30 protein-coding genes and 1 pseudogene are annotated in these 24,063 nt (G+C 62.4%); 15 read left to right on the top strand and 16 right to left on the bottom strand.

The genetic code is table 11. The annotated features are described in order from the left end of the window. Positions 1 to 153 precede the first annotated feature (153 nt). Both MKD38_RS29075 and MKD38_RS29070 read right to left on the bottom strand, forming a co-directional pair. Positions 154 to 1,326 carry a FlhC family transcriptional regulator gene (locus MKD38_RS29075; protein WP_012354550.1) on the bottom strand — a complete coding sequence of 391 codons (1,173 nt, stop codon included), beginning with the start codon at positions 1,324 to 1,326 and terminating at the stop codon, positions 154 to 156. Between the two features lies 1 nt (position 1,327). Next, positions 1,328 to 2,491 carry a hypothetical protein gene (locus tag MKD38_RS29070; RefSeq protein ID WP_012354549.1) on the bottom strand — a complete coding sequence of 388 codons (1,164 nt, stop codon included), beginning with the start codon at positions 2,489 to 2,491 and terminating at the stop codon, positions 1,328 to 1,330. 680 nt (positions 2,492 to 3,171) lie between these two features. Between MKD38_RS29070 and MKD38_RS29065 the strand changes: the two genes are divergently transcribed. The 6 genes from MKD38_RS29065 (at position 3,172) to MKD38_RS29040 (ending at position 6,937) form a co-directional block, all read left to right on the top strand. Beyond that, positions 3,172 to 3,480, top strand: a complete 309-nt coding sequence (locus MKD38_RS29065; RefSeq protein ID WP_012354548.1) for a hypothetical protein — start codon at positions 3,172 to 3,174, stop codon at positions 3,478 to 3,480. Positions 3,481 to 3,577: 97 nt separating this feature from the next. Continuing rightward, entirely contained in the window at positions 3,578 to 4,006 is a 429-nt protein-coding gene (locus tag MKD38_RS29060) for a hypothetical protein (RefSeq protein ID WP_012354547.1), read from the top strand. A gap of 9 nt (positions 4,007 to 4,015) precedes the next feature. After that, the gene (locus tag MKD38_RS29055) at positions 4,016 to 4,810 is read left to right on the top strand and encodes a hypothetical protein (RefSeq protein WP_012354546.1); all 795 of its coding nucleotides are present in this window, start codon (positions 4,016 to 4,018) and stop codon (positions 4,808 to 4,810) included. 12 nt (positions 4,811 to 4,822) lie between these two features. Continuing rightward, positions 4,823 to 5,332 (top strand): single-stranded DNA-binding protein, encoded by a 510-nt coding sequence (locus MKD38_RS29050; protein WP_012354545.1) that lies wholly within the window; start codon positions 4,823 to 4,825, stop codon positions 5,330 to 5,332. A gap of 210 nt (positions 5,333 to 5,542) precedes the next feature. Beyond that, positions 5,543 to 6,625, top strand: a complete 1,083-nt coding sequence (locus MKD38_RS29045; RefSeq protein WP_012354544.1) for a DUF7146 domain-containing protein — start codon at positions 5,543 to 5,545, stop codon at positions 6,623 to 6,625. Positions 6,626 to 6,724: 99 nt separating this feature from the next. Continuing rightward, positions 6,725 to 6,937: a hypothetical protein gene (locus MKD38_RS29040; RefSeq protein ID WP_012354543.1), complete on the top strand. Its 213-nt coding sequence runs from the start codon at positions 6,725 to 6,727 to the stop codon at positions 6,935 to 6,937. A gap of 71 nt (positions 6,938 to 7,008) precedes the next feature. Here MKD38_RS29040 and MKD38_RS31055 read toward each other — a convergent pair whose 3' ends face one another. From MKD38_RS31055 to MKD38_RS29030, 3 genes are all read right to left on the bottom strand, one after another. Then, complete coding sequence (locus tag MKD38_RS31055) at positions 7,009 to 7,143, bottom strand: hypothetical protein (protein ID WP_256461664.1); 135 nt, start codon at positions 7,141 to 7,143, stop codon at positions 7,009 to 7,011. Positions 7,144 to 7,214: 71 nt separating this feature from the next. After that, on the bottom strand, positions 7,215 to 7,616 hold the full coding sequence (locus MKD38_RS29035; RefSeq protein ID WP_012354541.1) for a hypothetical protein: 402 nt from the start codon (positions 7,614 to 7,616) through the stop codon (positions 7,215 to 7,217). Positions 7,617 to 7,621: 5 nt separating this feature from the next. Further along, positions 7,622 to 8,623 carry a PRTRC system protein D gene (locus MKD38_RS29030; protein WP_012354540.1) on the bottom strand — a complete coding sequence of 334 codons (1,002 nt, stop codon included), beginning with the start codon at positions 8,621 to 8,623 and terminating at the stop codon, positions 7,622 to 7,624. Positions 8,624 to 9,684: 1,061 nt separating this feature from the next. Here MKD38_RS29030 and MKD38_RS29025 point away from each other — a divergent pair. After that, on the top strand, positions 9,685 to 10,842 hold the full coding sequence (locus MKD38_RS29025; RefSeq protein WP_012354539.1) for a helix-turn-helix domain-containing protein: 1,158 nt from the start codon (positions 9,685 to 9,687) through the stop codon (positions 10,840 to 10,842). Positions 10,843 to 11,047: 205 nt separating this feature from the next. Beyond that, positions 11,048 to 11,326 (top strand): HU family DNA-binding protein, encoded by a 279-nt coding sequence (locus MKD38_RS29020; RefSeq protein ID WP_012354538.1) that lies wholly within the window; start codon positions 11,048 to 11,050, stop codon positions 11,324 to 11,326. Positions 11,327 to 11,880: 554 nt separating this feature from the next. Here MKD38_RS29020 and MKD38_RS29015 read toward each other — a convergent pair. The 11 genes and pseudogenes from MKD38_RS29015 to MKD38_RS28965 all read right to left on the bottom strand — a co-directional run bounded on the left by MKD38_RS29015 (position 11,881) and on the right by MKD38_RS28965 (position 20,033). Then, entirely contained in the window at positions 11,881 to 12,438 is a 558-nt protein-coding gene (locus MKD38_RS29015) for a DNA/RNA non-specific endonuclease (protein WP_250649624.1), read from the bottom strand. After that, a complete protein-coding gene (locus MKD38_RS29010; protein WP_012354536.1) occupies positions 12,350 to 12,772 on the bottom strand; it encodes a DNA/RNA non-specific endonuclease in 423 nt (140 codons plus the stop codon). The genes MKD38_RS29015 and MKD38_RS29010 overlap by 89 nt, the downstream gene beginning before the upstream one ends. 63 nt (positions 12,773 to 12,835) lie before the next feature. Continuing rightward, complete coding sequence (locus tag MKD38_RS29005; RefSeq protein ID WP_025586689.1) at positions 12,836 to 13,423, bottom strand: Lar family restriction alleviation protein; 588 nt, start codon at positions 13,421 to 13,423, stop codon at positions 12,836 to 12,838. A gap of 132 nt (positions 13,424 to 13,555) precedes the next feature. Further along, positions 13,556 to 13,762, bottom strand: coding sequence for a hypothetical protein (locus MKD38_RS29000; protein ID WP_012354534.1), 207 nt, complete (start codon positions 13,760 to 13,762; stop codon positions 13,556 to 13,558). Positions 13,763 to 13,764: 2 nt separating this feature from the next. Then, entirely contained in the window at positions 13,765 to 15,009 is a 1,245-nt protein-coding gene (locus MKD38_RS28995; RefSeq protein WP_012354533.1) for a DNA methyltransferase, read from the bottom strand. Continuing rightward, positions 15,006 to 16,127: a phage Gp37/Gp68 family protein gene (locus MKD38_RS28990; RefSeq protein WP_012354532.1), complete on the bottom strand. Its 1,122-nt coding sequence runs from the start codon at positions 16,125 to 16,127 to the stop codon at positions 15,006 to 15,008. Before MKD38_RS28990 ends, MKD38_RS28995 begins: the two co-directional genes overlap by 4 nt. Beyond that, positions 16,124 to 16,495 carry a hypothetical protein gene (locus MKD38_RS28985; protein WP_012354531.1) on the bottom strand — a complete coding sequence of 124 codons (372 nt, stop codon included), beginning with the start codon at positions 16,493 to 16,495 and terminating at the stop codon, positions 16,124 to 16,126. The genes MKD38_RS28990 and MKD38_RS28985 overlap by 4 nt, the downstream gene beginning before the upstream one ends. A 32-nt stretch (positions 16,496 to 16,527) precedes the next feature. After that, entirely contained in the window at positions 16,528 to 16,908 is a 381-nt protein-coding gene (locus MKD38_RS28980) for a hypothetical protein (protein WP_012354530.1), read from the bottom strand. Continuing rightward, the gene (locus MKD38_RS28975; protein WP_012354529.1) at positions 16,905 to 18,119 is read right to left on the bottom strand and encodes a DUF1173 family protein; all 1,215 of its coding nucleotides are present in this window, start codon (positions 18,117 to 18,119) and stop codon (positions 16,905 to 16,907) included. Before MKD38_RS28975 ends, MKD38_RS28980 begins: the two co-directional genes overlap by 4 nt. A 12-nt stretch (positions 18,120 to 18,131) precedes the next feature. Continuing rightward, positions 18,132 to 19,593, bottom strand: a pseudogene (locus tag MKD38_RS28970) (3'-5' exonuclease). Further along, entirely contained in the window at positions 19,590 to 20,033 is a 444-nt protein-coding gene (locus MKD38_RS28965; protein WP_018004055.1) for a hypothetical protein, read from the bottom strand. Before MKD38_RS28965 ends, MKD38_RS28970 begins: the two are co-directional and overlap by 4 nt. A gap of 161 nt (positions 20,034 to 20,194) precedes the next feature. Here MKD38_RS28965 and MKD38_RS28960 point away from each other — a divergent pair, with 161 nt between their 5' ends. The 7 genes from MKD38_RS28960 (at position 20,195) to MKD38_RS28930 (ending at position 23,972) form a co-directional block, all read left to right on the top strand. Next, complete coding sequence (locus MKD38_RS28960) at positions 20,195 to 20,719, top strand: hypothetical protein (RefSeq protein ID WP_012354527.1); 525 nt, start codon at positions 20,195 to 20,197, stop codon at positions 20,717 to 20,719. A 153-nt stretch (positions 20,720 to 20,872) separates the two neighbouring features. Next, on the top strand, positions 20,873 to 21,082 hold the full coding sequence (locus MKD38_RS28955) for a hypothetical protein (RefSeq protein WP_012354526.1): 210 nt from the start codon (positions 20,873 to 20,875) through the stop codon (positions 21,080 to 21,082). 80 nt (positions 21,083 to 21,162) lie between these two features. After that, entirely contained in the window at positions 21,163 to 21,540 is a 378-nt protein-coding gene (locus MKD38_RS28950) for an AbrB/MazE/SpoVT family DNA-binding domain-containing protein (protein WP_012354525.1), read from the top strand. Between the two features lie 113 nt (positions 21,541 to 21,653). Further along, positions 21,654 to 22,139, top strand: coding sequence for a hypothetical protein (locus MKD38_RS28945; protein ID WP_012354524.1), 486 nt, complete (start codon positions 21,654 to 21,656; stop codon positions 22,137 to 22,139). A gap of 11 nt (positions 22,140 to 22,150) precedes the next feature. Next, entirely contained in the window at positions 22,151 to 22,384 is a 234-nt protein-coding gene (locus MKD38_RS28940; RefSeq protein WP_012354523.1) for a hypothetical protein, read from the top strand. Positions 22,385 to 22,471: 87 nt separating this feature from the next. After that, positions 22,472 to 23,263: a hypothetical protein gene (locus tag MKD38_RS28935; RefSeq protein ID WP_012354522.1), complete on the top strand. Its 792-nt coding sequence runs from the start codon at positions 22,472 to 22,474 to the stop codon at positions 23,261 to 23,263. A gap of 1 nt (position 23,264) precedes the next feature. Next, positions 23,265 to 23,972: a hypothetical protein gene (locus tag MKD38_RS28930; protein ID WP_012354521.1), complete on the top strand. Its 708-nt coding sequence runs from the start codon at positions 23,265 to 23,267 to the stop codon at positions 23,970 to 23,972. Positions 23,973 to 24,063: the final 91 nt, after the last annotated feature.

Here is a 24,063-nt window from a genome sequence, read left to right as displayed (position 1 = left end):
GACGGCGGCCCCAAGAGGAAGCCGCCGTATTGAGAAGGCCGAGAAGGGTCAAATTTCTGGCGCTTGCGATTCTTGGCTATGATCGCTGAAAAGACAACCCGTCAATCGAAGGGTACGGAGAGGGGTGCTTCGGCGACTGTTGCTGATGCGCGGTCAGTTCCGACGCCTGCCCCGTGAAGCCGTCAAAGACCCGTTGCAGCAAGGGCACAGAAATGACTGCGAAAGCTCGATCTTCGCGGAGGAGTTCGAAGCCAGGTACGGCGTCCCGCACTTTCGGCAGGGCCAGACCGCGAGCTCTTCGTGCATCGACATGGAGCGGGCCAGATGCAGCGACCGCTCGGGTGGCACCTTGCAGTCGTCCGAGAAGAACGCGCGATGGATGTCAAGGGTCGCGACGAAGCTTTCGGGTGTCGACACGTCACAGGCGATCGCCGATCGAAACAGCCAGATCTGGAAAGTCGACTGAACGCGGCGCTGCGCGGAATCCAGGTACCACATTAGCGATGACGGCGGCTGGCCGGGTGGCGATGGTTTGCCATGCAACCTCTGATAGGTCTTCCGCGTGGTCTCGATGGTGATATTGAACAATGATGAGACGCTCATGGCGCGACAACTGAGAGCCAGGAATGCCTCGGAGAGGGCGTCGCGCACAAACGTTTCGAGCCGGAAGTTGCCCCAGACGCCAGAGTGCGCCAGGCGGTCAGTCCGAAGCGGCGACGTTTCCATCAGATAGTGGGAGATCATTTCCCGCGATAACCGGCCGGAGTGACTCTCCAACCAGAACATCTCGTCCGCGAAGCGCCAGTGGAATAGCGGCACCAGCCGCTCGGTGATAGCCACGTCGAGTTCGTGCTGAGGAACCGACCGCATGTACGCGGCCAACTCGTTGGAGATGCCGATCAGAGGCGCCGCCAATACCGACATGTTGAGAAGGTCGTACATGGCATTGATGTACGCGCGGTTCGTATGCTCGAGCGCCAACCGGTCCACCACTGACAGATTGCGGGGCAGGCCAGTCTTGAGCCGCTCCATTGTGGCGGTCGGCATCCGTCCTTCGATGAAGGATCGCCAGTCATCGATGGTTGTGAGCGTTGGTGCGTAAGCGAGGAACGGCGTTCCCAGAATCTTCGCCGACTGGTACAGGTCGTCACGCAGCGAGCGAAGGTTTTCGCTCGATACCCTGAAGATGCTTTCCAGCGTTGGATGCACCGTAACGGCATTCAGGACGTAGTTGTTGATTCGCAGATTGGCCGCAAGCACACGATCGCGCACCCAGGCTGGCAAGACGAACTGCTCGTAGATAGAACGGGTCGGGGTGGTTTGCATGTCAGGCTCCAGTGATGGCGATCAGTTCGTTGTGGAAGGCTTCCACAGTGCGGCGCAAGGACACCAGCGCGGGGGCATGCTCTTTGACCTTGATGGCTTTGACGGCGCCTCGGAATTTCGCGAGCGCATCATCGAGATCCGCTTTCAGGCCGTCAATGCGTAGTGACAGACTCCGCGAGTCGGCCGACTTGGCTTCATGGCGTTCGATCTTATTGTTGACAGCGGAGAGGCGCAGTTCGGCATCCTTGATCTGCGCATTGAGCGCTTCAAGTTTGCCGCTTCCGTCTATGACGGCATCGGCGATGGTCTTGTACTCGGGAGGAATGACCTCGACCTTGATCTCCTTCACAACCTCCCGGATCTTCGACTCGGCCAATGCCTTCTGCAAGGCCTGTCGTTCGTCCGTCAAGCGCTTAATGGAATGCTGCAGGCTTTCCATGGCCCCAGCCTGCGACGAGAGCGCCGCGGAGGTTCGGTCAAGCTGCTCCTTTTGCGCCGCAGATTGCGCGTCGGAGGATGTCATCTGTTCGCGCATGTGGCGCATCTGGGCTTCGAGATCGCGCTGGCGCTCCAGGCTCTCGTTCAACTGTTCTTCCGCCGCCTCCAGCGTCGCCATGACGTGATTGAGTTCCTGGTGGGTGCGTCGAGACCATTCGATGTATGGGACGATTTCCTTGCGCGAATAGGGTTCGTCGTCCTTGCGAGCATCGATGAACCGCTGCACTTCCTCTGGCGTGATGTCCGACCGCTTGAGAATCGTCAGCTCCCCCAGGTTCAGAAACGTCAAGGCATCGCTGTTCTCGGAGAAGTGATGAAATGCCTGCAGATACTTGATCGCAGAGGCGCGGGAAATGCGCAGGGCGCGCACCGCGAAGTTGTACAAGTTGTCATCGGCTTCCTGGCGAGCGCGGGGGGTGTCGCCCAGACGCTTCTGCACACACGTGAGGATCACGTGGTAGATCTGGAATAGGCGAGAGCCGATGGCGGTATGTTCACTGAGGATCCGCTTGCGTGAGAGTTCGATCTCTTGCGCGGCTTGCACGATCCGGCCGATCGCGCCGGCATCGACATAGTGACCCAGTTGCTGGATCGCCAGCTCGCGCAATACGGGCGGCTTCGGGTCGATGAGATTGAACTCGCGTTTCTCTTCTTCTTTCTTCTTCATTGTTGCCCTTACGGAAAGTTGTTGCGGCCCCGGCGATCGCGGCAGCCACTTCAACGTACACGCTAGGAGCAAGTGTCAAGCTGATGAAACGGGTGCAGCGATCTTCGGATGGAAGCTTATGCCGAGTTTGAGCATCGGAATGTCACGAAAGCTCAGGAAAATCAGGTGTCTTTCGAAAGTCAAGCTCAAATCAGCAGCGCTTTGCCTCACTTTTTATCGACAGACATTAACTGGATTTGAGGTAGCACCCCCTTAAGATGGGGGCACTTGTATATACAACCTGGCCTTGAGCGAGGGTCGTTGGAAGGAACATGTTCCTTCCAAATTTGGCGAAAGCTCAGGACGTCGGCTTGTGATTTGAAGGCAAATCGAAAGCGCCGGGGCGGCGCTTGTCATGCTTTCCCAAGCCGTGTAGAGTGCGGATACCTCTAGCGTCTATGACGCATCGACATGGCGGTCAGACCAAACTGACATTCCGCGTGGGCCTCACTGGCCTTCCTTTGCGCGGCCCGCCCCATCCCCTTTCTTCGCACGCGAGCAGCGTCCTTACGACATGCATGACATGTCGCAAGCGCGTTGCCGAGCAGTCGCGCCTCATTGGATTCCTTGCTCTTCCGAGCATCGAATAATCGCCTGGCATCCGCCAGGAAATCCCTTTAAATCGTTTCTCGTGAGAAACCATGGAATCCTTTGCCAAAAACATGATCGCGCGCCCGCTCAAGCTCTTTGCTTTTTGCATGGCGCTGTATCTGGCTTCGCAGTCATTCATTGTTGGTGTGTTTCTTGCCGCTGTCGGCTTCTTCTACCTGAAGGAGAAGGTGCTGCAGTGGGGCAAGGCTGTACCAGCTGCGCCGAAGGTTTCGATGCCGGAGCATGACTCCAAGCCGAAACCGACGAATGACCAGGTCGCCGAACCGCCCGAGCAGAATTACGCACGCTCGGCTGTGGTGACGCCAATCTGTCGCACTGGAACGCACGATCGTTCCTGACCTCCCTCGCCGCCCGGTTCTCGGGCGGCTTCCACCTGTCGCGGGAACCCGTTACCCGCCGACAGGTGGGTCTCCGGGTGCCTGTCCGGAGACCATCATGGAAACAATGACAGCAGGGTGGCAGCTGGACTTCTTCGATGAAGCGGCTGCCATCGTTGTGCCCCCACCCAAGATTGACCCGTTGCCGGACCCTTCGCTCTGGAGCGACTCGGTACGCGAGCAGATGGTCGACGCGCTCATCAGCCTGGCCTGTGACAGCCGCCGAGGCGACAACATGCCCGAATCCCTGATCGACTGTGCTGAGCTCTTGCGAGCCCGTATGCGGAACAAGGCGCTCGATTTGGAGGAATATTCCATGACGATCGGCTGGATCTTCGGATACTGGGACGGAGCGCTTCCCTACACCTATGTCTGCGCGGTTTGCGGGGTAAGCCCGGAAGTCTTGCAGGATGTGATTCTCAACAACGCCCGCCTGAAAGCAGACCTCGAAGGAGTAAAGCGGTTGTGCTGCGGGTCTCTTCTGTAACCAATTACCATGACTCTCTTCGGAGTACTCAAGCGGGCAGTCGCCACTATCCTGGGCCAACCGCCAGTAGTGGCGTCTCGGGCCGCCAATGAAGTTCCCGTCGGCACGGGCGCGGACAACGAGTTTCAAATCCTCATCAATGGCGTCCCAAATCTCTTTCGGGACGAAGGCGACCACGTCGTTCACTTCGTTGCCGTGTTTGATCGCAGCATTCAGCACACGGCGTTCGGCCACAAGGTTCTTCCCGAGGTCGTTCCGCGCTGGCACAAGCTCGGCAGGTACGATGGGGAATGCGTGACACCGCAGTCCGTTGCCGAAGCCGTCATGCGCCAGGCGAAAGAGGGGGCGAGCGCCGCTCCGCTTCCACAGTCGAAGGGTTCGGATGAGTCAAGGGAATCTCGGGGACCGCGGACTGCACAGCATCAGCGCCCAGACCACCGACCTGCCAAAACCGAACCTCGCTCTGACGGTAACGCGTCGCGCTCGAACTATACCGTTGGCAAGCTGGTCGAGTGGGGTGAAATGGAGTTCCCGAACCGCAAACCTGGCGGCAAGGCGACATACACCTCCTTCGCGGTGAAGTTGGACACCCACGCCGGCGAAAGGACATTGCAGGGCGAAGGTTTGAAAGATGCCCTGGCCGACGCCGCTTGCAAAATCGGCGACCGCGTAGGCATCAAGCGCTTGCACAAGGAGAAGGTGCCCGCCTTCAACCATGCGACCGGCCGCCCTGTTCTTGACCCCGAGACTGGGGAACAGAAACTCTGGGACCGTTGGGTCTGGCAAGTCAATCGCATTCATTAACAAGGAAGCAACATGGCATCCGTGAACAAAGTCATTCTCGTTGGCAATCTCGGGGCAGATCCTGAGGTTCGCTACATGCCCAGCGGGGACGCTGTGGCCAATATTCGTATCGCTACCACCGATCGCTATAAGGACAAGCAGAGCGGCGAGATGAAGGAAGCCACTGAATGGCACCGCATTTCGTTCTTCGGCAAGCTGGCTGAGATCGCAGGGCAATACCTGAAGAAGGGCTCCTCCGTTTATATTGAGGGACGCATTCGCACCCGCAAGTGGCAGGATCAGTCGGGCCAGGACAAGTACAGCACCGAGATCGTTGCCGATCAGATGCAAATGCTGGGTGGCCGCGGCGGATCGTCGAACGATGACGGCGACGATGGCTATGGCCGCCAGTCGCAAGAAGGCCGCCAAGCCGGCGGCAGTGAGGGCGGCAATGGTGGTGGCCGACGCGGCCAAAGTCGCCGCCCGCAGCAGGCGCCGTCGCATGGCTTCGAAGATATGGATGATGATCAGATTCCGTTCTGACAAGCCATAAGTGGCAGCTATATGCATGCTCCCGCGAATCCGCGGGAGCATGCACCTCATCTTCGGCTTCGCGCCACACCCGTTTCTCCCCCCCGATCCAATCGCTGTGCTGAAAAGACATTCTGGCGCCTCACGCAGCCGGGATGTCCTTTGAGCAAGCGTTCCTTCGCCTGTCTCAGGCATCGACCACTCTCCACACGGAGCCATCCCATGAAAAAGCTGAGTGATATCGTGAAGAACTGGACGCCCGCTCACTGGGACGCTCTGGTTGCGCAGTACCTGCCCGCCGACGTCCTCACAGACGCCTTCTGGCGAGGTCGCCCTGGTCCGTGCCCGATCTGCGGAGACGGCACAGACAGATTTACCTACGACAACAAGCGGGGCCGCGGTGACTGGGTGTGCCGCAAGTGCGATGCCGGTGGTCCCAAAGCGGGCGACGGCATCGAGCTGGTCTGTCGCTACACCGGCATGTCGTACCTTGAGTTGCAGCGGCGACTCAATGGGGAGGGCGGCGAGCCGTTGCCAGCGAAGATGTCTGCCATCAGGCCGGCATGCCGGCAGCGCAGCAAGGGAAGCGCTTCCGTTTTGATGCGCCGCGTCATAAAGCAGGTCACCAGCTCGACTCCGGTCGCGGCTGGTGACCATGCCATGCGCTATCTCGCCGCCAGAGTTCCAGGGCTGCGCGCTCCGCTGCCACATGGACTGCGGCTGGCCGTGCAGGATTACTGGCACAACGGGAGCATTGTCGGGCGGTACCCAACGATGATTGCTGAGTACCAGCTGCACGACGGCCGGATTGCTACGGTTCACAGAACATCGTTGCACCCGGCCAAGCCAGAGAAGGCGATAGTCGTGTCGGAGGACGGCGAGATCCTTCCAAGCAAGCGAAATTATCCGGGCGCCTTGCCGCTTGATGGCGGCGCTGTACGGCTGATGTCGCCTCGCGATGGAGCGATTGGCGTTGCGGAGGGCATCGAGAATGCCTATGCGGCGTACATGCTGTTCCGGATTCCGACCTGGTCGTGCTTGAACCGCGTGCTCTTGAGCAAGTTCGTAGTGCCAGACGGTATGGGCATCCATACCGTGCACATCTTCGCCGATTTTGACAAGGTGGACCCGAGGACTGGCAAGTCACCGGGTATGGCCGACGCGCTCGCCCTCCAGAAGCGCTTGCGCGCCAATGGCTTCACCGTTGTGCTGCATCGGCCGAAGGTCCGAGGCACGGATTACTGCGACGAATGGCGAACCGTACACCGGTTGCGTCTGATCTCCCAACAGGCAATCGCTGCCTGACATTTTCGCCACCCGAATGGTGGCGTTCCTTTCAACTCTGCCCGGTGGGTTCGCCCCACTGGGCGGAATCCCGTGTGGCAGGACTTCAGGAGAAGCACCATGCCACAGAAGGGTTTTACCGCGATCGTGAACAGGTTGCACATTCACGCAATGCGCAGCACCGCCACCAGCGAGGTCCAGGCTGGTCAGTCCGATGCCCAGTTCTTCCACGTCTACCGACGAGAAGCCTCGGGCCATCTGACGTTGCTCGAGCGGAATCTGTCGTTCGATTCCGCACTCGATTATTGCCTCGCGCCAGCCACGCTTCACTGAGCGCAAAGTCCTCTTCAACAAAAAGCCCAGCAGACATGCTGGGCTTTTTTGCTTTCTGGGGTGGGAAGGCGTCAGCCAGCGTCCTTGGGGGCGCGCCACCCGCGATAGACGACCATAATGGCTTCCAGAATGCACCAGGCGATCAGCGCGTAAAAGAGGAAACGGTTCTGAGCCTGGGTGGTGGAAAGATACTCGAAGAATTTCATGGTGAAGTCCTGTCGTCCGTTGTGATGATTGTAGATTGCCACGAAGTGAGCGCCAGTCAAGCCGGAGCGAGTCAATCGAAGAACCGCGACATCGCCGAGTTCATTGCACTAAGGTCCAGTGCGCTTGGGGCGGGCACGGCGGGCACCTCGATATCCGCTGGCGCATCCCGGGAGATTTCCTCCCTGACGAGTTGGGCTCTCGGGGTGGAAGCAGCGGACTGCCCGACCGCTGCGACATTCTGGGGCGGTACGAACGCTGCCTCGGAGCGGTACATCAAGGTAGTCAGGAGTGCACCTGCAGGCGCCGGCGTTGCCGCAACGCCTTCTTTCGCTCCCATGACCTGCGCGCCGACCTCTGCCAAACGGCGGAAGACCTCGGCTCGCAGGCGCGGGTCGTTGACCTGCGCAAGCTGCGCGTAGAGCTGAGGCGTCGTCATCGGGTTGAGGGTGACTTTGATGGCGAGCTTCCCCATAGTCGTTACCCGCGCGCTTGCCGTGCGCTACCGATGTCGAAGAATCCGCGGACATTGGCGTAGCAGGGCGATTCCATCGCGACGATATGCGAGCGCGGGAAGGCGGCACGGATGGCGCCGGAGTACAGCGCGCTGCCGCCACCGGTGAGAACGATGGCTGCGATGTCTTCCGTGCGGCCCACCCGCGTCTGCATTTCCTTGACCGCGGTTTGACATTGGGCCTTGGCGACTTCGAAATACGGGCGCAGGTCGACCATCTTGTTGTAGTAGCGCATGAGCTTGCCGTCACGCAGGGACTTGTCGATGCGCTCGATGCTGCCAGACGGCTCCCCGCCTTCGTCCGCCGAAAGGAGTTGGGCGACTTGTTGGTAAATTCGCGACGATCCGCCGGGAACGCCGCCGCTGCGGGTGTCATCCATCATGTAGCCACGAGCGACAACCCAGTCGGTCGTGAAGTAACCCACGTCCACGATCAGGCAGTTGTCATCCGGGTCCAGATCCTTGCCGGATTGACGCATAAACGTGACCAGCGATCCGAGTGGCTGGGGCAGGGCGACGACCCGGTTGATGCTGACGCTGCCGGCGCCGAAGTCATGCGTGCCAGCAAAGCGTTCCTGCAGGACGCCGGCGTACTTCTGTAGGGTATGGACGGGAAGGCCGAGGATGAGTTGGCCAACGTCCCTGGCCTGTGAATAGTGAAGCGCGCCGAACAGCAACGCAGCATATTCCGGCGTCGTGACGAAGTCCTCGGAGAGGGTCCGCCCGGTATTGCCGTATGCAGAGGTGATCGAGACGTCCGGGCCCACCTCGTATTCAGCGCCGTCCACAGTTACGTGAACGACATCGCGCGACTGGAAATAGCCATCCCCGTGGTTGGCGAGGCTCGAAGCCGATCGAGTTGGGGCCAGCGAAAGAAACATGCGGGTTGCAACGTCCGCACCCAGGGGGAAGGCAAACTTGGTGTTGCCGTAGCCGACATCGACCGCAATGGTTTTGGTGGTGTTCATCTGAAGACTCTCCTTGGCTTTGTTGAAGGTTGCCGGAGCGCAGTGGTGTCACATATCTGACTGTGATCTGACAGGAATGTGTTAGGTGGTGTCACCAGGTGTCAGCGGGCGTCACCACGTCGCGCTGATCTCACACCTGCTCACACAGACCTGACACTTGCTAACACGTATCTGACACTGCGATCCGATCCCTTTCGAATCTACCCGGTGCGATGCGAAGTCAAGTTGTCGAATGCTGGCGAATTTGACGGCGATTTCGTTGCGACGCGGCTGAGTTTCGGTTTATCCTTTGAGCACCTTCAGCGTCCCCGACGCATCGACCTCGCCGCCAGTTGGTGGCAAATCCCAGGCAACCACGACCTCAAGGAGGACGTGCGGACGCCCAGTGTGCAGGCCGGAAATTGATCCGGCATTTTTTTCAATCAAATCAAGCAGACAGTGGCCGACATTGAGGAAGGCTGCACACCGCGATAACACTCGATCTCAGCGCCGATGTGCGCGCTGTAACGCAATGAGAGAGATTTTGGGGCGCACAGTTGCACAGTCCCAAGGCTCCATCACGGAAGACACGTCCATTCAGCGAGAGAGCTGGGTACGGTTCAGGCGGCCCGAGACACTGCGGCCAAGGTGAACTGACTTTGGGACGGGGGATTGGATGCGATCGGGCCAGACGGCTATCGCGGATCCCTTCACTTGACGACCGGTAGGCGCAGCCGGCACAGAAATGCGCAAGAACGATTTACCCAAGAGTCTTGCGATGGTGGACCACAAGGGTCGCTATCGCAGTCGCGTCGATCGACGCAGCGGCTTGGGTATTCGCGGGGACGGGCTCGGCGTGAGCCGGGCCATGGACTACGCGGACGGTCGGACCACAGTTCTTCCCTGTGTCTGGTCGATCGAGTGCTATCGCTAAAGGCAAGGAAGGCAGTCCCCCAAATCCGGTGGGGAGAAGTGACCGGCAGGTGTCGAACGAACGGGGCGTTTGACAGTGTTGGAAAAGGGTCGCACCGTAAAGCGCGCCCCCGCCGTGGTGATATCACGGCTGGCCAGGACTAACGAGTATGGGTATCAGGATCGATTTCCGGGGAAAGATCAGGAGCTACGCGTTCCCCGCGCGGCTGGAAGGCGAACTCATCGCGCTGTTCGAGGACAACGTCGACCGCGTAATCAGTAGGTCGAGGCGCAGCAGAAATGCGCTGAGCATCAAGACGCAGGAGTATCGCCTTCTCAATGTCTGCGCCGCAGTGCGCGAGCTGCGGCAGGAGGGTGGCTATGCGGTTGAATCTCCGTGGTCGATTCGGAACAAGCACGTCCAATGGTTGGTGGATAACTGGGTTCGGAAAGGGCAAACAGCGGGAACGATCGAGAACAAGCTCACCTATCTGCGCGCGATGGCTGAGTTCATGAACAAGCCGTATCTGGTCAAGACGCTTGCTGAATACGGCGATCGCACGGAGCATGGGCTCGTTCGCCACTATGTTGCCCAAGAAGACAAGTCCTGGTCGGGGAATGGCATCGACATTGACGCGAAGATCAAGGAGATTGAGAGGACCGATGAGTGGGTAGGCGTTCAGCTTCGCTTGATGTGGCTGTTTGGCCTACGGGTTGAGGAATCCGCGAAGCTTCAGCCGGGCGTGGCGGTGCGCGGCGGCATGCTGCACGTCGAACGCGGAACGAAGGGTGGGCGAAAGCGAGAGGTCTTAATCGACATGCCGGAGACGCAGTACCCGTTGCTTGCCAGAGCGGCGTCGCTGGCCAATCCCAGGACGGGGTCAACCACCCCGACGGACTATACACTTGACCAATGGATGAGCCATTTCTATGAGGTACTGCGAAAGCATGGTCTGGTAAGGAAGGTGACGGGCTGCACTGCACACGGCCTGCGCCATGAATATCTCCAGGGGCTGTACCAGCGCAGTACCGGCGATGCTGCGCCGGTCAAGCGAGGCGCGCGGCTCGCCAGTCGTGAGGTGCATGAGGAGGGACAGCGCGTCGTTGCCCGAGCCGCTGGGCATAGTCGTCCTACTAAGTCGAATGCGTACTTAAGTACATACGCCGTTCAGGAGCGCCTCTCCAAACCTGTTGTCAAGCCTGGGCAGGCGGCCTTGGCACTTGCAGCAGCCAACGGCAACAAATCCCACGCTGCGCTTGCGCTTGGCATCAGCCGCCGCTCGCTGTACCGGCTCTTGGACAGCTACGCCGCGGGAGATCAGTCGTGAAGGTGGAGGATCAGGAAAGCTCGTTTAATTGGCATAGCTTTTACCGGAAAGTTGCGGCGTTTATCCCATCAAAATTGCTGCGGGACGCATTCTGCGCTGCAGCCGTTGGGAAACGCTGCCGAGGTCGCAATCGCCGTTCCGACAACAGTTCGCGGTCGTCCATACTGGGTGACCGCCGTACGCCTACTCTGAGAAGGAAGAATGCATGACGAAATCCGAACTAATTGACGCGATCGCGGCCGGTGTGGACGGTCTTACCAAAGCAAAGGCAGAACAGGCACTGAACGTGACCCTGTCGGCCATCATGGACACCGTGGCCAGGGGTGACGCACTGAACTTGGTTGGCTTCGGCTCCTTCAGCAAGGGCGAGCGTGGCGAACGCATTGCGCGCAATCCGCGAACCGGCGAGAAGATCACGGTGGATGCTGCCAAGACAGTGAAATTTAGACCGGGCCAGAAGTTCAAGGATGCCGCCAATGCGTAGCGATTCGAAGCCTGGGACCTCGGGTAGCAACGACGGGACCTACCTCCATTCCGTTTTCATCGTTCTTAGGCGGGTGATGCAGGTTTTCATTGTGTGATCCCCGCGAGCGTTGTGGGTGCGGTGCTATTTTTTTTTTTTGGCGCTCACGGGACAGGCACCCGTCAAGACTGCCGTGCTGGCGGTACACACTTGGGCCGAGGCGTCGGTGCGGCCTGCCCCGCAAGGGGCAGGCCTGGTAGCAGATTGTGGGGCGGAGCTTGAGGGGCTTTCGAAATTGCGTCGCCCGGCGATATTTGCCCTAACACTGCGATGAAGGTCGTACCGACTGCTGCTGCAGATGCGGCGAGTCGCGAGGTGAGCGCGCTGTATGGGATTCTCGTGTTGATGTCCTTCGGGCTGTTGTTGGCTATGAGGCCAGGCCGTCGTTTCTTCGGAATACCATCGCATTCTTGAGCGGGAGGGCCTGTGATGGCCCTCACAGAACGAAAGGCACGTCCAAAGACGTGCCTTTCATGTTTTTGGAAGGAACATGTTCCCTCCTTCTGGCGTCGCCGCTAACGGGCATAGGCGAGAGCCAACGTGGCCAGCGCGCCTGCGTGCCGTATGAGATGACCGAGCGATTCCGCGTCGCGATTTGCGCTCACAGCGTTGCCGGATACCAACCATGCGAACGCGACGCGGCGGGCCGGCTTCTCCCCCGGGTGTGGGGTGGGTGGCGGGAGGTCGATTGGCGTCGTCCGCGCGTCACCAGCCAATGCTGGGAAGGGTTCGAGACCAGTGAAGTGGGCAAGCTCGGCGATGCTGATGACGCTGTACGCCGGCGTCGCATCGTTGCGAACCACATAGGCCGCTGCGCCGACGCCAGGCACGTAGATCGCTTTCCACAGATACCCAGGTACCCGGACACGTCCGTTGAGCGTGGGGCTGTCCTTGGCGAACGCAGGGCCGGTGACGACCTGGATGGAGCCGTGCTCCCGAGCAAGTTTGCGCGTGGACGTCTCAATATGACTCCACGTCCGGCGGTTAGACATACTGTGCTGCGGGACGATGTTGGCAAGGCTGAAGCTCTCTGCCTGCGAGGCCTTGTCGGCAAAGTCCCCGCTCGGTGCCACCGCGGTCGTAGCCCGATCGAGCGAAGTCCTGCAGTCTGGCCCGGTCCGAAGGCGGCAGCCGGTCTTCCTCGTAGAAGTCGCTGTCGCGCGGCAGCTTGCGGGCCGCCTCCACCGCTGTGGCCGTCAGCCGCTCGGCCGACCACAGCGCCGTGCGGGTGCTGGGCGAGTAGAGCACCGCATAGGCGCGATAGCAGAGAAGCCGTGTATCCCGCGCCGCCTCGCGAACGGCCGGCTGGCCCGCTGATAGCACGTGCGGGCAGGGCGCGGCGTCTTTAGCGACGGCTGCGGTTGCTGCGCTCAGGGCGAGCAAAAGGGCGATGAAGGAGCGGACCATGGTCAGGGAGGAAGGTAAGTGAACACCGTTCCAGCTTGCCAGCCCAGTTACAAAGTCAAGGCGTCACGGCTGCCAATGGTCCGGCACGCCATCGATGGCCTTGCCGATGAACTCGTGCAAGTCGAAGAGCGGCCATTCCCGGTCGGCCAGTGCCTCCTCTGCGATCTCGGCGCACAGCGCCGGCACTGGCTCGAAGCGGACCATGGGCGCGCCGTCGACGTAGATGATCCTGGCGCGCTGGAGCAGCTTCTGATAGCGGGCAGCCTGCGACACCACGGTCTCGGGCGGGTCCACGTGCTTGAACTCGTAGCCCGGCTGGGCGAGAGCCGCGGCCATGGCGGCGAACTTGGGGCCAACCGTCTCCCAGTCCGAGGTGGTCGCCGCGAGCAGGTTCAGGAAGTAGGGGATGTCTGAGCTGGTGAGCGCGCGGCGCGACATCATCGATACGGCTTCCTGGTCGGCAGGGCGATGCTCGACGCGGCTATTCCAGATGGCGCTTAGCCGGGTGAAGGCGGTGTTCTTGTCCGCATCCATGGTGACGGGAGGCGTCGAGATGCCGCATTCTTCACAGACGATGACCGCCTGGAGACGGCCGGCGATATAGGTGGGGGCGCCATCGCAGTGGGCGCATTGTAGGAGGCCGCTGGGCATGGGAAAGGTCAGGGTCGGAAATGCCGGCATTATGCCTGCCCCGAGGGCGGCGCCCAGCGGTCCAGTGTGATGAAGCGTTCGAACAGCGGTCCTGCTATGCCGCGTCGATGGCCAGATAGCCGGCTGTGGTGTTCAGGACTTCCTGGCGCGCGGTGTTCTCGAAGCCTGCAGGATCTCGGCATGGTCGCGTAGCGCGGCTCCGATCTGCCAGAATTCGTTGAGCCAATGGCCGGGTGGGCCCATGGGGCCCCCCAACTGGCCGGTGGTGATCGCTCCCCGAATGGCGAGGACGGTTTCCGGTTCCGGGTATTCGCGGTCGTTGTCGTTGTACTGAGGCATGCCTATCTCGGTTGGGTGGCCCATTGTAGGGCCGGGTGCATCTGGAATCCGTCGGCTTGCCGGAACAGTTCGGCGGCGCCTCGAACGTACTGCAGAATCCATTCCGTGGCGATCCATCGCCTTCCCAGGCGCTCGGCGGCCAGGCCGGTGCGGATCGTCCCGCCGAAAGGATCGACCACCAGGTCGCCCGGCCGGGACAGGAATCGCGTAAAGAAATCCGGAATGTCGGTCGGCTGCATGGCGCCGTGGGTCGGCAGGCCGAGAGACTGCGCGGCGCGGCGGTAAGCCCGGGTGTCCGCGCAGTTGTGACCCCGCTCGATGACATTGCGGGGCAGGCGGCCCGCAGTCTGATTGCCGAAGGCGCTTGCCCGGATGCGATAGGCGCCGTCGCCATACACCGCGTTACGAGTCTCTCCGCCGGCGGCCATCAGTTGGCGGTGCCGGGCGGTGTGGGCCTCGAGGAGCTGGCGGTTGTCCGCGCGCACGCACGACGGATCGTTGGTGAACCACAGCACCGGTTCGTAGGCGGAGGCGAGCTGGACACGGTCGACGCAGGCCCATCGGGTCGGCCCGGGCGGCTTGCTGTAGTTGACCCAGGGGACGCGGCCCATCAGGGAAAGGCCAAGCCGGTCATGCAAGGCCAGCGTGAGGCGCTCTATATAGAGCGAGCGGGCTGGGCTGCGCGGCTCGAAGATGTCGTTCGACACATTGAGGACAATGCTGCCGCCTGGCACAAGCCCTGCGACGATCGGCTCGAGGGCCTTGCACAGGAAGTCGACATACTGCGCTTCCGTGGGATTGCCGTAGGCCCGGGCCTGGCGCAGCGGGTACGGCGGCGAGGTGACGCACAGCGCAATCGGTTCGCCAAGGCCGCGGAAGATTTCCTCGTGGCGCGCCCAGACGGCCACACCCAGGGTGGTGCTGAAGGCGACAAGCCGAACGCCGTTGGCGGCGCGGTCGAGCTCGTGCGTAACAGGCTGCGTCAGCCGCCAGAATCCGGCGCGGTCCGGAATGCGCTCCACGACGCCCATGGCCTTCAGCGTCTGCTGATGCCAGCGCACGGCGCGCTTGAACGGGCTGTGCAGGGTGCCAGCGGCGCCGATCGGGACTTTGGCCTGAGCCTGGGCGAGATCGATCCCGACCGCGGTCGCCACGGCATCGTAGAGCTGGGCGGTGGCGATGCCTTCGGCTGGCGCGTCGGCGAACGCTGCTGCCACGTGTCCGAACAGTTTCAACTGCTCCATCATGCAGCGCCCCGTGCAAGCGCACGCTCGCATGCTGCCGCGACGTCGAACGACGTCACAGGGAAGGCGTCGTGCACGGCGCCGTCGAGCAGCCGGCCCACCGCTTTCTTGCCCACCGCGTGCATCACCGTCACGGGGAACCGGCCCTCGTCGCGGGCGCGCATGAAATCTTGACCGCGCTCGAGCTGCGCGCCATGCCTGTCGAGGCAAATCCCGCCGGCGATCCACGTCTGCGCCTTGTTGACCCATTGCTGAAAGCTGGCGAACTCGCGGAAGACCGGCTCACTGGAGGAACGGTCCACGACTGCCGTATGCCAGTGCCCCCATTGTTTGAAGAGGAAGGGCACGCCGGCTGCCGCGCATTGGTCACGCAACGAGCGCGGCCATGCCGGATGCATCGGCCGGGCACCCGTGCCGCTCTCACCGCCCACGATGATCCAGTCCAGGGAGCCCGGCGCATAGTCGTTGCCGGAGGTATGCAGCAGTTCACCGGTCAGAGTCGAGAACACGTCGACATGCCCGAGCAGCGGTTCCATCGAGAGAAACCGCGTCTTTGCCGGCGCGCGCAGAAGCTTCGGGATGTCGCGGTCGGCTTCCACCTGGTTCACCACGGTTGCGCCCAGCCAGATATCGGCGGGGGCATTGCCGGCGATCCACGTAGCCAGCCACGGAACGAGGGGATTGTCCGCACAGTCGTCGCACAGCATCAGCGTGTTGAACGCATCGCCCAATCGCTTCGTGGCGTTGCCGATGCGCTTGGTCAGCACGAGCTTGTCCAGGTTCGGCGTCTGGCGCCAGACATCGAGCATATCGATGAACCACTCGATCGGCACCTCGTTGTCGAACACATCGGCCAGACTCGCGCAGAAGACGCGTTGCCGGCGCCCGTGTACCGCGGCGAAGGCGTCGTGCGCAGCGTTCCAGTGCAAGGGCTTGCGCCAGTTGGCGGCGGATGTGCGCCGGCGGGGCGCACCGGGGCCCCAGTTTTGGGATTGGCCACCGCCGAAGCGTGCGTTGCGGGCCTCAGCGTAGCAGTGGTCGCAGCCGGGGCCAACCCGCTGGCAGCCTTCCCAGGGATTCCAGCTGTGGTCGGTCCATTCGATCTTGGTGTTTTCGCTCATTTCGTTTTCTCGAACATGTCCATGGTTCGGGTGTCCCGGGTATGGGATGGAAAAGCAAAATCCCTGGCCTGCTGATTCGCGGCTGTGCCGGTGTCTGTGGCAGAAGGGGAATCAGCCACCGAGGACGATTCGTGCGGACACTCGCAGTGCTGCGTGAGCGCATGTACAAAATGCCGGGCGTAGGTTGAGACGGCACGCCAATACGCCGCCATGGGGCCTTTGCGACGGCGCCAGGACAATTCGGCTTCGGCGTTCGATGCCTCGCGCAGTTCGTGGAGCACCGCAGCGATGGCTCGGCGTTGCTCTGGTGGGAGGCGCAGGAGCTGCTGTGCAGCGGGTAGACGCAGGAGGGGATTGATGTAGCCCATCGGGTCGGTGGAAGGTGAGGGATGCTTCCAGCCTATCCAATCGCGGGCAAAGTCAAGCAGGTGTAGGGAGGCGCGTCACGTGGGGCCGAAAGGCCGAACTTCACCGCGGCGGCTCTGAGTGCGTCCACGTCGATTTCGCCGGAGGCGATGACAGCGAGGACCTCTTCGGCAAATCCGTACAGTGCAGTGAGCTCGTCAGCGACGATTTCGCCCACGTAGAGATAGAGTCCGTTGGGCATTCGCCGGACCACAGTGGTCTCTGTTGCCATGCGCGCCAGCAGCGACTCGGCGTGCTCGGCGCCGATGCCGAGATGCCGCTGGACAAGCGGGACAGATGCGGCGCGGTACTGGTGCACCAGCTGAACTGCCTTCAGATACGCACGGTTCATGCCCAGTGGTGCCCGGCTGCTCATGCAGCGCTCGGCCGGGGCAGCCGGACACACGTGATCTGCTGGTCCTGAGGGCGCCATTCGATCACCGGCACGCCGTTGGCGCGGTAGAACGCCTGCTTTTGCGCGAGCCTGGCGTCGTAGTCCGCATTGCCCGTCATGCCAAGGACTTCGATGACGGCCTCAGGAGCCACGTCGGTCAACACAAAGTCGGGATGCACGGCGGCTCGGCCAATGTGGCGCAGCGGTTTGCGGAATGCCCGCTGCAGGCCGACCAGATAGTCAGCCATGGCAACCTCGTATGACGAGTCACAAGGCAGGAACTGGCGGTTGGCCAGCATGGCCGCGGCATCGACCACCGTCAGGTAGCCTGATTTCGACCGCTCGACCAGCAGGACGGCGACGCAACGCTGTTCTGCCTTGCCGATGCCGGACAGGGCGCCCCCGAACGACACCTGCAGGCGCGCGTAGAGGTCGGCGGCCATGAAGAAGCGCTGGGTACTTTGGCGCAGCACGAACTTGCCACCGAACTGGGTCGTGCCGTGGGATTCGATTTCGCCGATCACGATGCCGCGCGGATTGCCGGCCGGAGTGGACGTGAGCCTGCCCTGCCATGCTTCGAACTCCGCCAGGATCTCCGTCCTGCGGCTCGGGTCCCACCGTTGCATGACGTGCAGCAGCCCATCGGCCGGCTTTCCGTTGATACGGCATTCTGCCAGCTCCGTTGTCAGCTGTGACCAGCAGGCGTTCCAGCCGCGCGAACCCGTTCCCGGCCATACGTTCAGCCCTGCTTGCTCCCAGGCGTATTCCAGAAACGCAAGCAGCCCCGCCGAACGCCGTTGCGGCTTCGTGCTCTGCCCTTTGGGGAGGCGCTGGACGGTCTTGGCTGGGGTGTGCGCGCTGACCGAGAGCGAGGCATCGAGGCGGATGTCATGGTGGCCGTCCTTCATCCGGAACGGGTCCAGGTTGTCGCTCGCGCCCGACTTGGCCAGCGCCTGGCGGTTGAATGGGCAGCCTGCAGCATGGTGGTGTGCCTGTTCCGGCCAGCGCGCGAGCAGGAAGATGTCCCGATGTCGGCGAATCACCAGCTTGGGCCGTGGGCGCCGAGTGCTGCATTCGCATTCCGCAAAACCCTGGACCGTCTTCGCGCGCTCGAGGTGACGCGCGTAACGGCCGGGATCTTCCAGTACATCGTCGAGCGGAAACTCGTTCCCGCCAATGCGCACGGTGATCATGGATTCCTCTCCTTAGACGCCGGCTTCCCGGAACATGGTGTACAGATCGCGCCGGATCTCGCTGACGTCGAGTAGACGCTTGGCGCGGGTCATGGCGACGTAGAGCAGCCGCATTTCTTCCGGCGCCATGGTCAACTTGCCGTCGTCGCCGTTCCTGAATTTGAAGTCGCCGGCGAGCTGCACGCGGTCCCACTCAAGGCCCTTGGCGCGGTGGACGGTGGACACGATGTAGTCGGCTTCGTCCTCTGGGGACACGCGGGTGAGGATCAGGCGCAGATAGTCCACCCCCTCGTTGTCGATCAGCTGCACCAGCGGCTTCAGGTCGCGGCCGGCGAACGACTCGGCGTACTCCTGAACCTCCTCCCAGGTCTCGAACAAGGCGAGGGTGGCTGGGTAGCCAATGCGCTGGCCGCGCATCAGCTGCTCGGCGCCGTCGGCGAACGCCCGGAGCTCGTCGACGTTGGCCCGTCCGGCGACGCGGTCGCCGCGGCCGATGCCCTCGGCCAGATGGGTCAGGACCGTGGCGTTCTTGCGGCAAAGGATCGCGTCGAAGCGGTCGTGGCCTGAGGTCGAATCGTGCAGAATTCGGGACTCGACGTGGTCCTGGCCGCGCACTGGCGTGTCCTCATCCATCAGCCGCAGCACGCGGCTGGCCAGCTGTGCAATGGCCGGGCCGAACCGGAACGACTCGGTCAGCGCGCATTCCGGGGCACGGATATGGTCCATGGCGTTGACAGCGCCGCGCCACTCATAGATCTGCTGGTAGGGATCGCCCACGTAGATGACCTGCGCCTGTTGCGCGCGCAGCACCGACAGCATCAGGCCGTCGGCATCTTGCGCTTCGTCGAACAGGATGAAGTCGGCGCCGATGCGCGGCCGGCTGCGCTCAAACAGCTTGACATAGACGTCGTGGGCGATGGCAGACGGCGCATTCGGATCAAGATATTCATCCCAGAGCCGCTTTACATACGGCAGCAGCGATTCGCGCAGGTGCTCGGCTTCCTCTTCCTTGACGATCGCCTCGACCGGGATGTGCCAAGCGAGCGGCTCTGCCTGGGCGGAGCGGCAGAAGCGCGCGGCGCCGTCCATCACCATCCGGGCGACCTTGCTCGGGCTGAGTTCCAGATCCTTGCCGATGGTGGTGGGGCAGGCGTAGTTTACCGAAGCCGTAGCGGATCGCCAGTTGATGGGGTGGCTCGACCGGATTCCTGAGCTTGCGCGTGATCTCCGGGCGCGTGGCGCTGTAGGCGAGCGAATGCACGGTGCGGCAACGGGTGTTCTGCGGAAACTTGCGGGCCGCTTCGTTGGCGATCTCCCGATTGAAGGCCAGATACAGGCCACGCGCGCGGCCGCGGGCCTCAGCGGCCATGCGCAACGTGGAGGTCTTGCCGGCGCCGGCGTACGCCTTGACCTTGACGGCGCCACCGGCACGCACCGCCTCCACGACACACTCTTGTTCGGCGGTAGGAGTCATGCCATCTCCAGTTGTTCCGGCAGGCGCGCAAGAACCCGTCGCCGGATGGTCAGCGCGTGCGCGCGGGAGGCCTCGGCGCGCCGTGCGGCCTCGCCGCTAACTTTGTCAACGATATAGGCGAAGTAGAGGGCGCTGGTGGGCCCGGTCCAGGCCTGCCACTTGGCGCGAACGTCAGCCCGCTGCTCGGCTGTCAGCGAGAAGTAGACGGCGCGTTTCTCGCGCCAGACGCGGGCGTGCAGTCCGCGCATCGTCGTTTCGAGCCTGTCGGAGCGCTGCTGGCGGCGAGCCAGTTCCTCGTCGGCCGAGTGCTGTTCGGCGGCCACGTGTTCCGCGAAGAGCGGATATCGGTCGCGCTCGCGCTGCTGCTTGCGCGCGAAGGCGGCCTGGCGGCGGGCGTTAAAGTCGATAGGGTCGTGGCGTCCGAGTCGTGTGAATCGCATGGGCGGCAAGGAATGGAGTGGTCTAAGACCAAGATACCGGCCCCGCGCCGAAGTCAAGGCGGCGGGCGGGCGAAGTTCGCCGCCAACCATTTTCCGAGGTGTCCTGCCGGCGTAGGCGCCGAAAGCGTTAGAATTTCGGGCGTCTTTTACCGAAATCCCCCATGTCATCCCGCAATCCGACTTCCCGGGAAATCTCCCTGGGCAACCGCCCGAAGCACGAACCGGAGTTCATCGCGCCCGGCGAGCCGCAGTACGGCGAGATCGCCCGACTGGATGCGTTCACGTTCAAGCGCTACCTGGACCGGGTGTTCTGGCATCCACGGCCGGAGGTGCTGCGTTTCGAGGTTCGTGCTATCCCATCGCCTGTGGGCAGCGTCTACGACGTGGTCGCCATCGTGGGGCAGGGCGAGGGAGAGATCTGGTTCTCCGAGGCGGCCGTGCCAGCGCGGTGGGACTATGTAGCGATCACGGAGACAAGCGATGGGCTGGGTCGCATGCAGCGTGAGAAGGCCAAGGCCGAAGGCAAGCTGCCCCAGGACTACAAGCCCTTCGTGGGCGAGGGGCCGGTGCAGGACTATGCCAAGCTCGAAAATCCGGAGGAGGTCGAGCAGCGGCGCTGGGCAGTGGTCAATCGCATCCGCGAGGCCAACCGCCGGGCGCGCGAGGCGGCAGCGTGCGCGCGCTAAGCATCCGATTCTTGTCCCGCGCTGGCAGGCAGGGTAAGATTCGTCCGATTCTCCGCGCATCAGCGCATCGACCTTGCCGGCGTACCGGCCATCTTCATTTCCACCCATTGGGGTTTTTCCCAATGGGGAAGGCTCCATTTCAGGAGCCCTTCCATGCGTATCTTCTCCCGTATCACCGCGCTGGCTGTCCTCGCGACCGTCATCAACCTGTTCGCGGTCCTCTTCTTTCTTTGTACTACCGAGGACGATAGCCTTGCTGCCATGCAAGTGCACATCGTTGCGGAGATCGAGTTTCTGGTGCTGATCAGCTGGCTTCTCGCGAAGCTGCTGGGTCTGGACCGGAAGCCTGCTGCCGCCGCGTGACCGCTCAGGCCAGCGGCCGATTCCACTACCCACCGGGAAATACTCTCCGGTGGGGCGTATCCCGCCTTGCGAGGAAACGTATGACCTCCAGGCGTTTCTCCAATCCGGGCGGCAAAGGCGAGACGGTGTTTATGCATGGTGTCTCCATGTATAAACTCGTCTCTACATTCCGACAGGTGGTTGCCATGTCCAAGTCCGCAACACTTACGATCCAGAAATGGGGCAGCGCCCTCGCCGTGCGCATCCCCACCAGTGCGGCGCGTGCCGCGCATTTCACGGAAGGCCTTGCCGTAGAGGTCGCAGTGGCTGACGTTGGGGTCACTGTCAAGCCGGTCGGCCATCGCAGCCTGACGCTCGCCGAAAAGCTGGCATTGTTCGATCCCGCGAAGCACGGCGGCGAGGCTATGCCCGCAGCGCCTCGCTATCCAACGTCTACGCTGCGGCATGTGAGCAGTTGAACCAGGTTATCGCCATCTAGGCACACCAATCCGGTCGCATTCGCGCTTCCGGACTCAATCACCCATCGGGAACGCCCCCGGTGGGGGCGTTCCCACTTTCTCGAGGTAACGCCATGTTTAAACTCAACACCATCGAAATTGAAGTCGGCCCGGTGCCGGCCGAGGAGGCGTGCGCGCAGGTTGGTCGCGACGACTACAGCGAACGCTCGCGGCGCGAGTGCGCGGTGTACATCCGGCAGCTGCAGCGCATCTTCGGCAATCCGGATCCCACAGTCCTGCGGTTTGTCCGCCGCGGCTTCCCGCATGAACTCGGCCGCTATCACGAAGTGGTTGCCGTTATAACCGCGGAAGGCGCCGACCTGTTCAACGAGTCGTTGTTACCCAGCGAATGGGATCACATCGCTCGCGCCGAATTGACCTGGCTGCGCTTGCAGGGGAAATGGCGCGAAACGGTGAGGGCCCGCCCCTCGGCGATCGAGCTTGTACCGGACATCTTCCAGCGTACGGAGATTCCTGATTTTCCGAATCATCCGGCTGCGATGTGGTGGGCACTGGGATTCATGCCCATGCCGATCGGCCGCGCCATCTCGATTCACTGAGGGGCCACGCCATGACCAACACCCTTGCGAAGCCGACGATCGTTGTGCATCTGGACGGCGGCCTGGTGCAGTACGTTGGGAGTGACTCCCACGTCCCCGTGATCGTCGTCGACCATGACCTCGAAGGTGCAGGCGAAGACGAAGTCAAAACCCCGCCCGATGGCGGCCGCGCCACTGTCCGTCTGGAAGCCTCCACCGACATGAGCCGCGAGTCCGCCCAGCGCTGGATGGAACTGGCCACTTAAGCGGTTCCGTCCGCCCTGATTCACCGATTCATTCCCTCGGGAGACCATCCCGACGGGGCGGTCTCCCATATTCCTTGAGAGACCGACATGTACAACCAGATCATTGAGAAATTCATTGCGGCCCAGCGTACGGCCCGCCAGGCTTACCAGGATGCCGCGCAGTTTGAGCGCGAGGCGCTGGCCAGCACAGGCGCAGGCGAGCCGTTCTTTGCAGTCGGCGTGCGTTCCGAGTACCGCCAGGACGACGAACTTGAGAAGTTCTGCTTCGCGCTGGCTGGGAACGTTGTCAGCCGCGCGCGTCGCGAGTTCGCCCCGGTGGGGGCGCGACTCGATATCGACAACCAGGCCGAGTTCGACCGCGCCGGACTGGATATCGGCAAGGCGCTGAAAAAAGGCAATATCCCCGATGTCGACCAGCTCTGGGCATCCCTCAGCGCGTACTACAACGGCGACGGCGGTGCCACCACCGCGTACCGGCAAGCTGCGGCACGCATTGTCCGTGGCTTCGGCTTGCACCGGAATGCGGAAGTGAAGCGCACCGCGTCCGGCGTCGTGCTCAAAAAGAGCGTCCATTCCGAGGCGGGGTGGAAATCTGCCCGCCGCAGGGTTGGTTACTACAGCACGCAGCCCACGGCAGACTGCCTGTCAGGCCTGGCTACCTTCGCCGGAAAGGCGGGTAACGCGGTGCTGGCGAGCATGCTGCAGCGAATCGATCTGCATCAGCTGGAATACACCTCACGCGAGAAGATGTCCATGCCGGGCCTCGACATCACGCTCTACAACGACAAGTGGGAGTTTAAGTTCTCGCACGAGTTGGCTGAACCGCTCATGCTGTTCGTGGGCGAGTACGGCCAGGACGCCATGCAGGAACGGCACTGAGATGTACAACGCGCTTGTTGAGGCGTTTCGCTCGGCGCAGGGCGCTTCGCTCGATGCCTATGACCGGGTCTGCGCGCTTGCCGCGCAGGTCCGCGCCGATGCGACGATCGTTCCCGTGCCTATCGACCAGGCTGGCGACTTTCGTCGGTTCCTTCGACGCCTCGTTGCGAGCCTGATCGATCGGGCAAGCAAGGAGTTCGGCATCGAAGGCGCACCCGTGTGCATCGACGAGACGCGCATTCCGGTGAACGGCCACCCGAACATCTGGGAGGCCATCCGCGCCGGCGATACGCCCGATCTCGACCGCTACTGGCGGGTGCTTGCCGAGCGGTACCAGGCCAGCGGCCGCGCGTTGGCGTACCGGCAGGTCGCCGAGACGCTCGCTGCGGCGCTGCAGTTCGATCAGCCCAATGCCGTGCGCCGGCACGCCAAAGTCGTGCGGCTGCGGCTCAAGGCGCCTTCGTTGCCTGTGGCTGCCGCGCGTCCGTCACGGCGCGTTGCAGCAGACGCGCATGCCGACGTGCGCGCGGCCTTGCTAGCGCTGGCCGCGTATGCGCAGGATGCGGGCGAGCCCGCCCTGGCAGGTTGCCTGCGCCAGTTCGACCATGGTGAGGTATTCGCTGCGCAGCAGCGGCGGACTTTCCCAGGGTTGGACGTCCTGCAATACAACGAGTACTGGGAATTGCGGTTCGCCGCGCGTCTCGGATAAGGCCTTCTAGCCTTCGTCGCCCAGCACCTGCAAGAGCCGGCTGCTGCCTAAGCAGCTTGGCACCTTCTCCTGCCCCGTCGACGACGGGGCA

Origin of the sequence: Cupriavidus sp. WGlv3 (assembly GCF_023952475.1) — a bacterium.
Classification (GTDB): Bacteria; Pseudomonadota; Gammaproteobacteria; order Burkholderiales; family Burkholderiaceae; genus Cupriavidus; species Cupriavidus phytorum.
The sequence above is the reverse complement of the archived record's forward strand: the minus strand, read 5'-3'. Positions and strand labels throughout refer to the sequence as shown.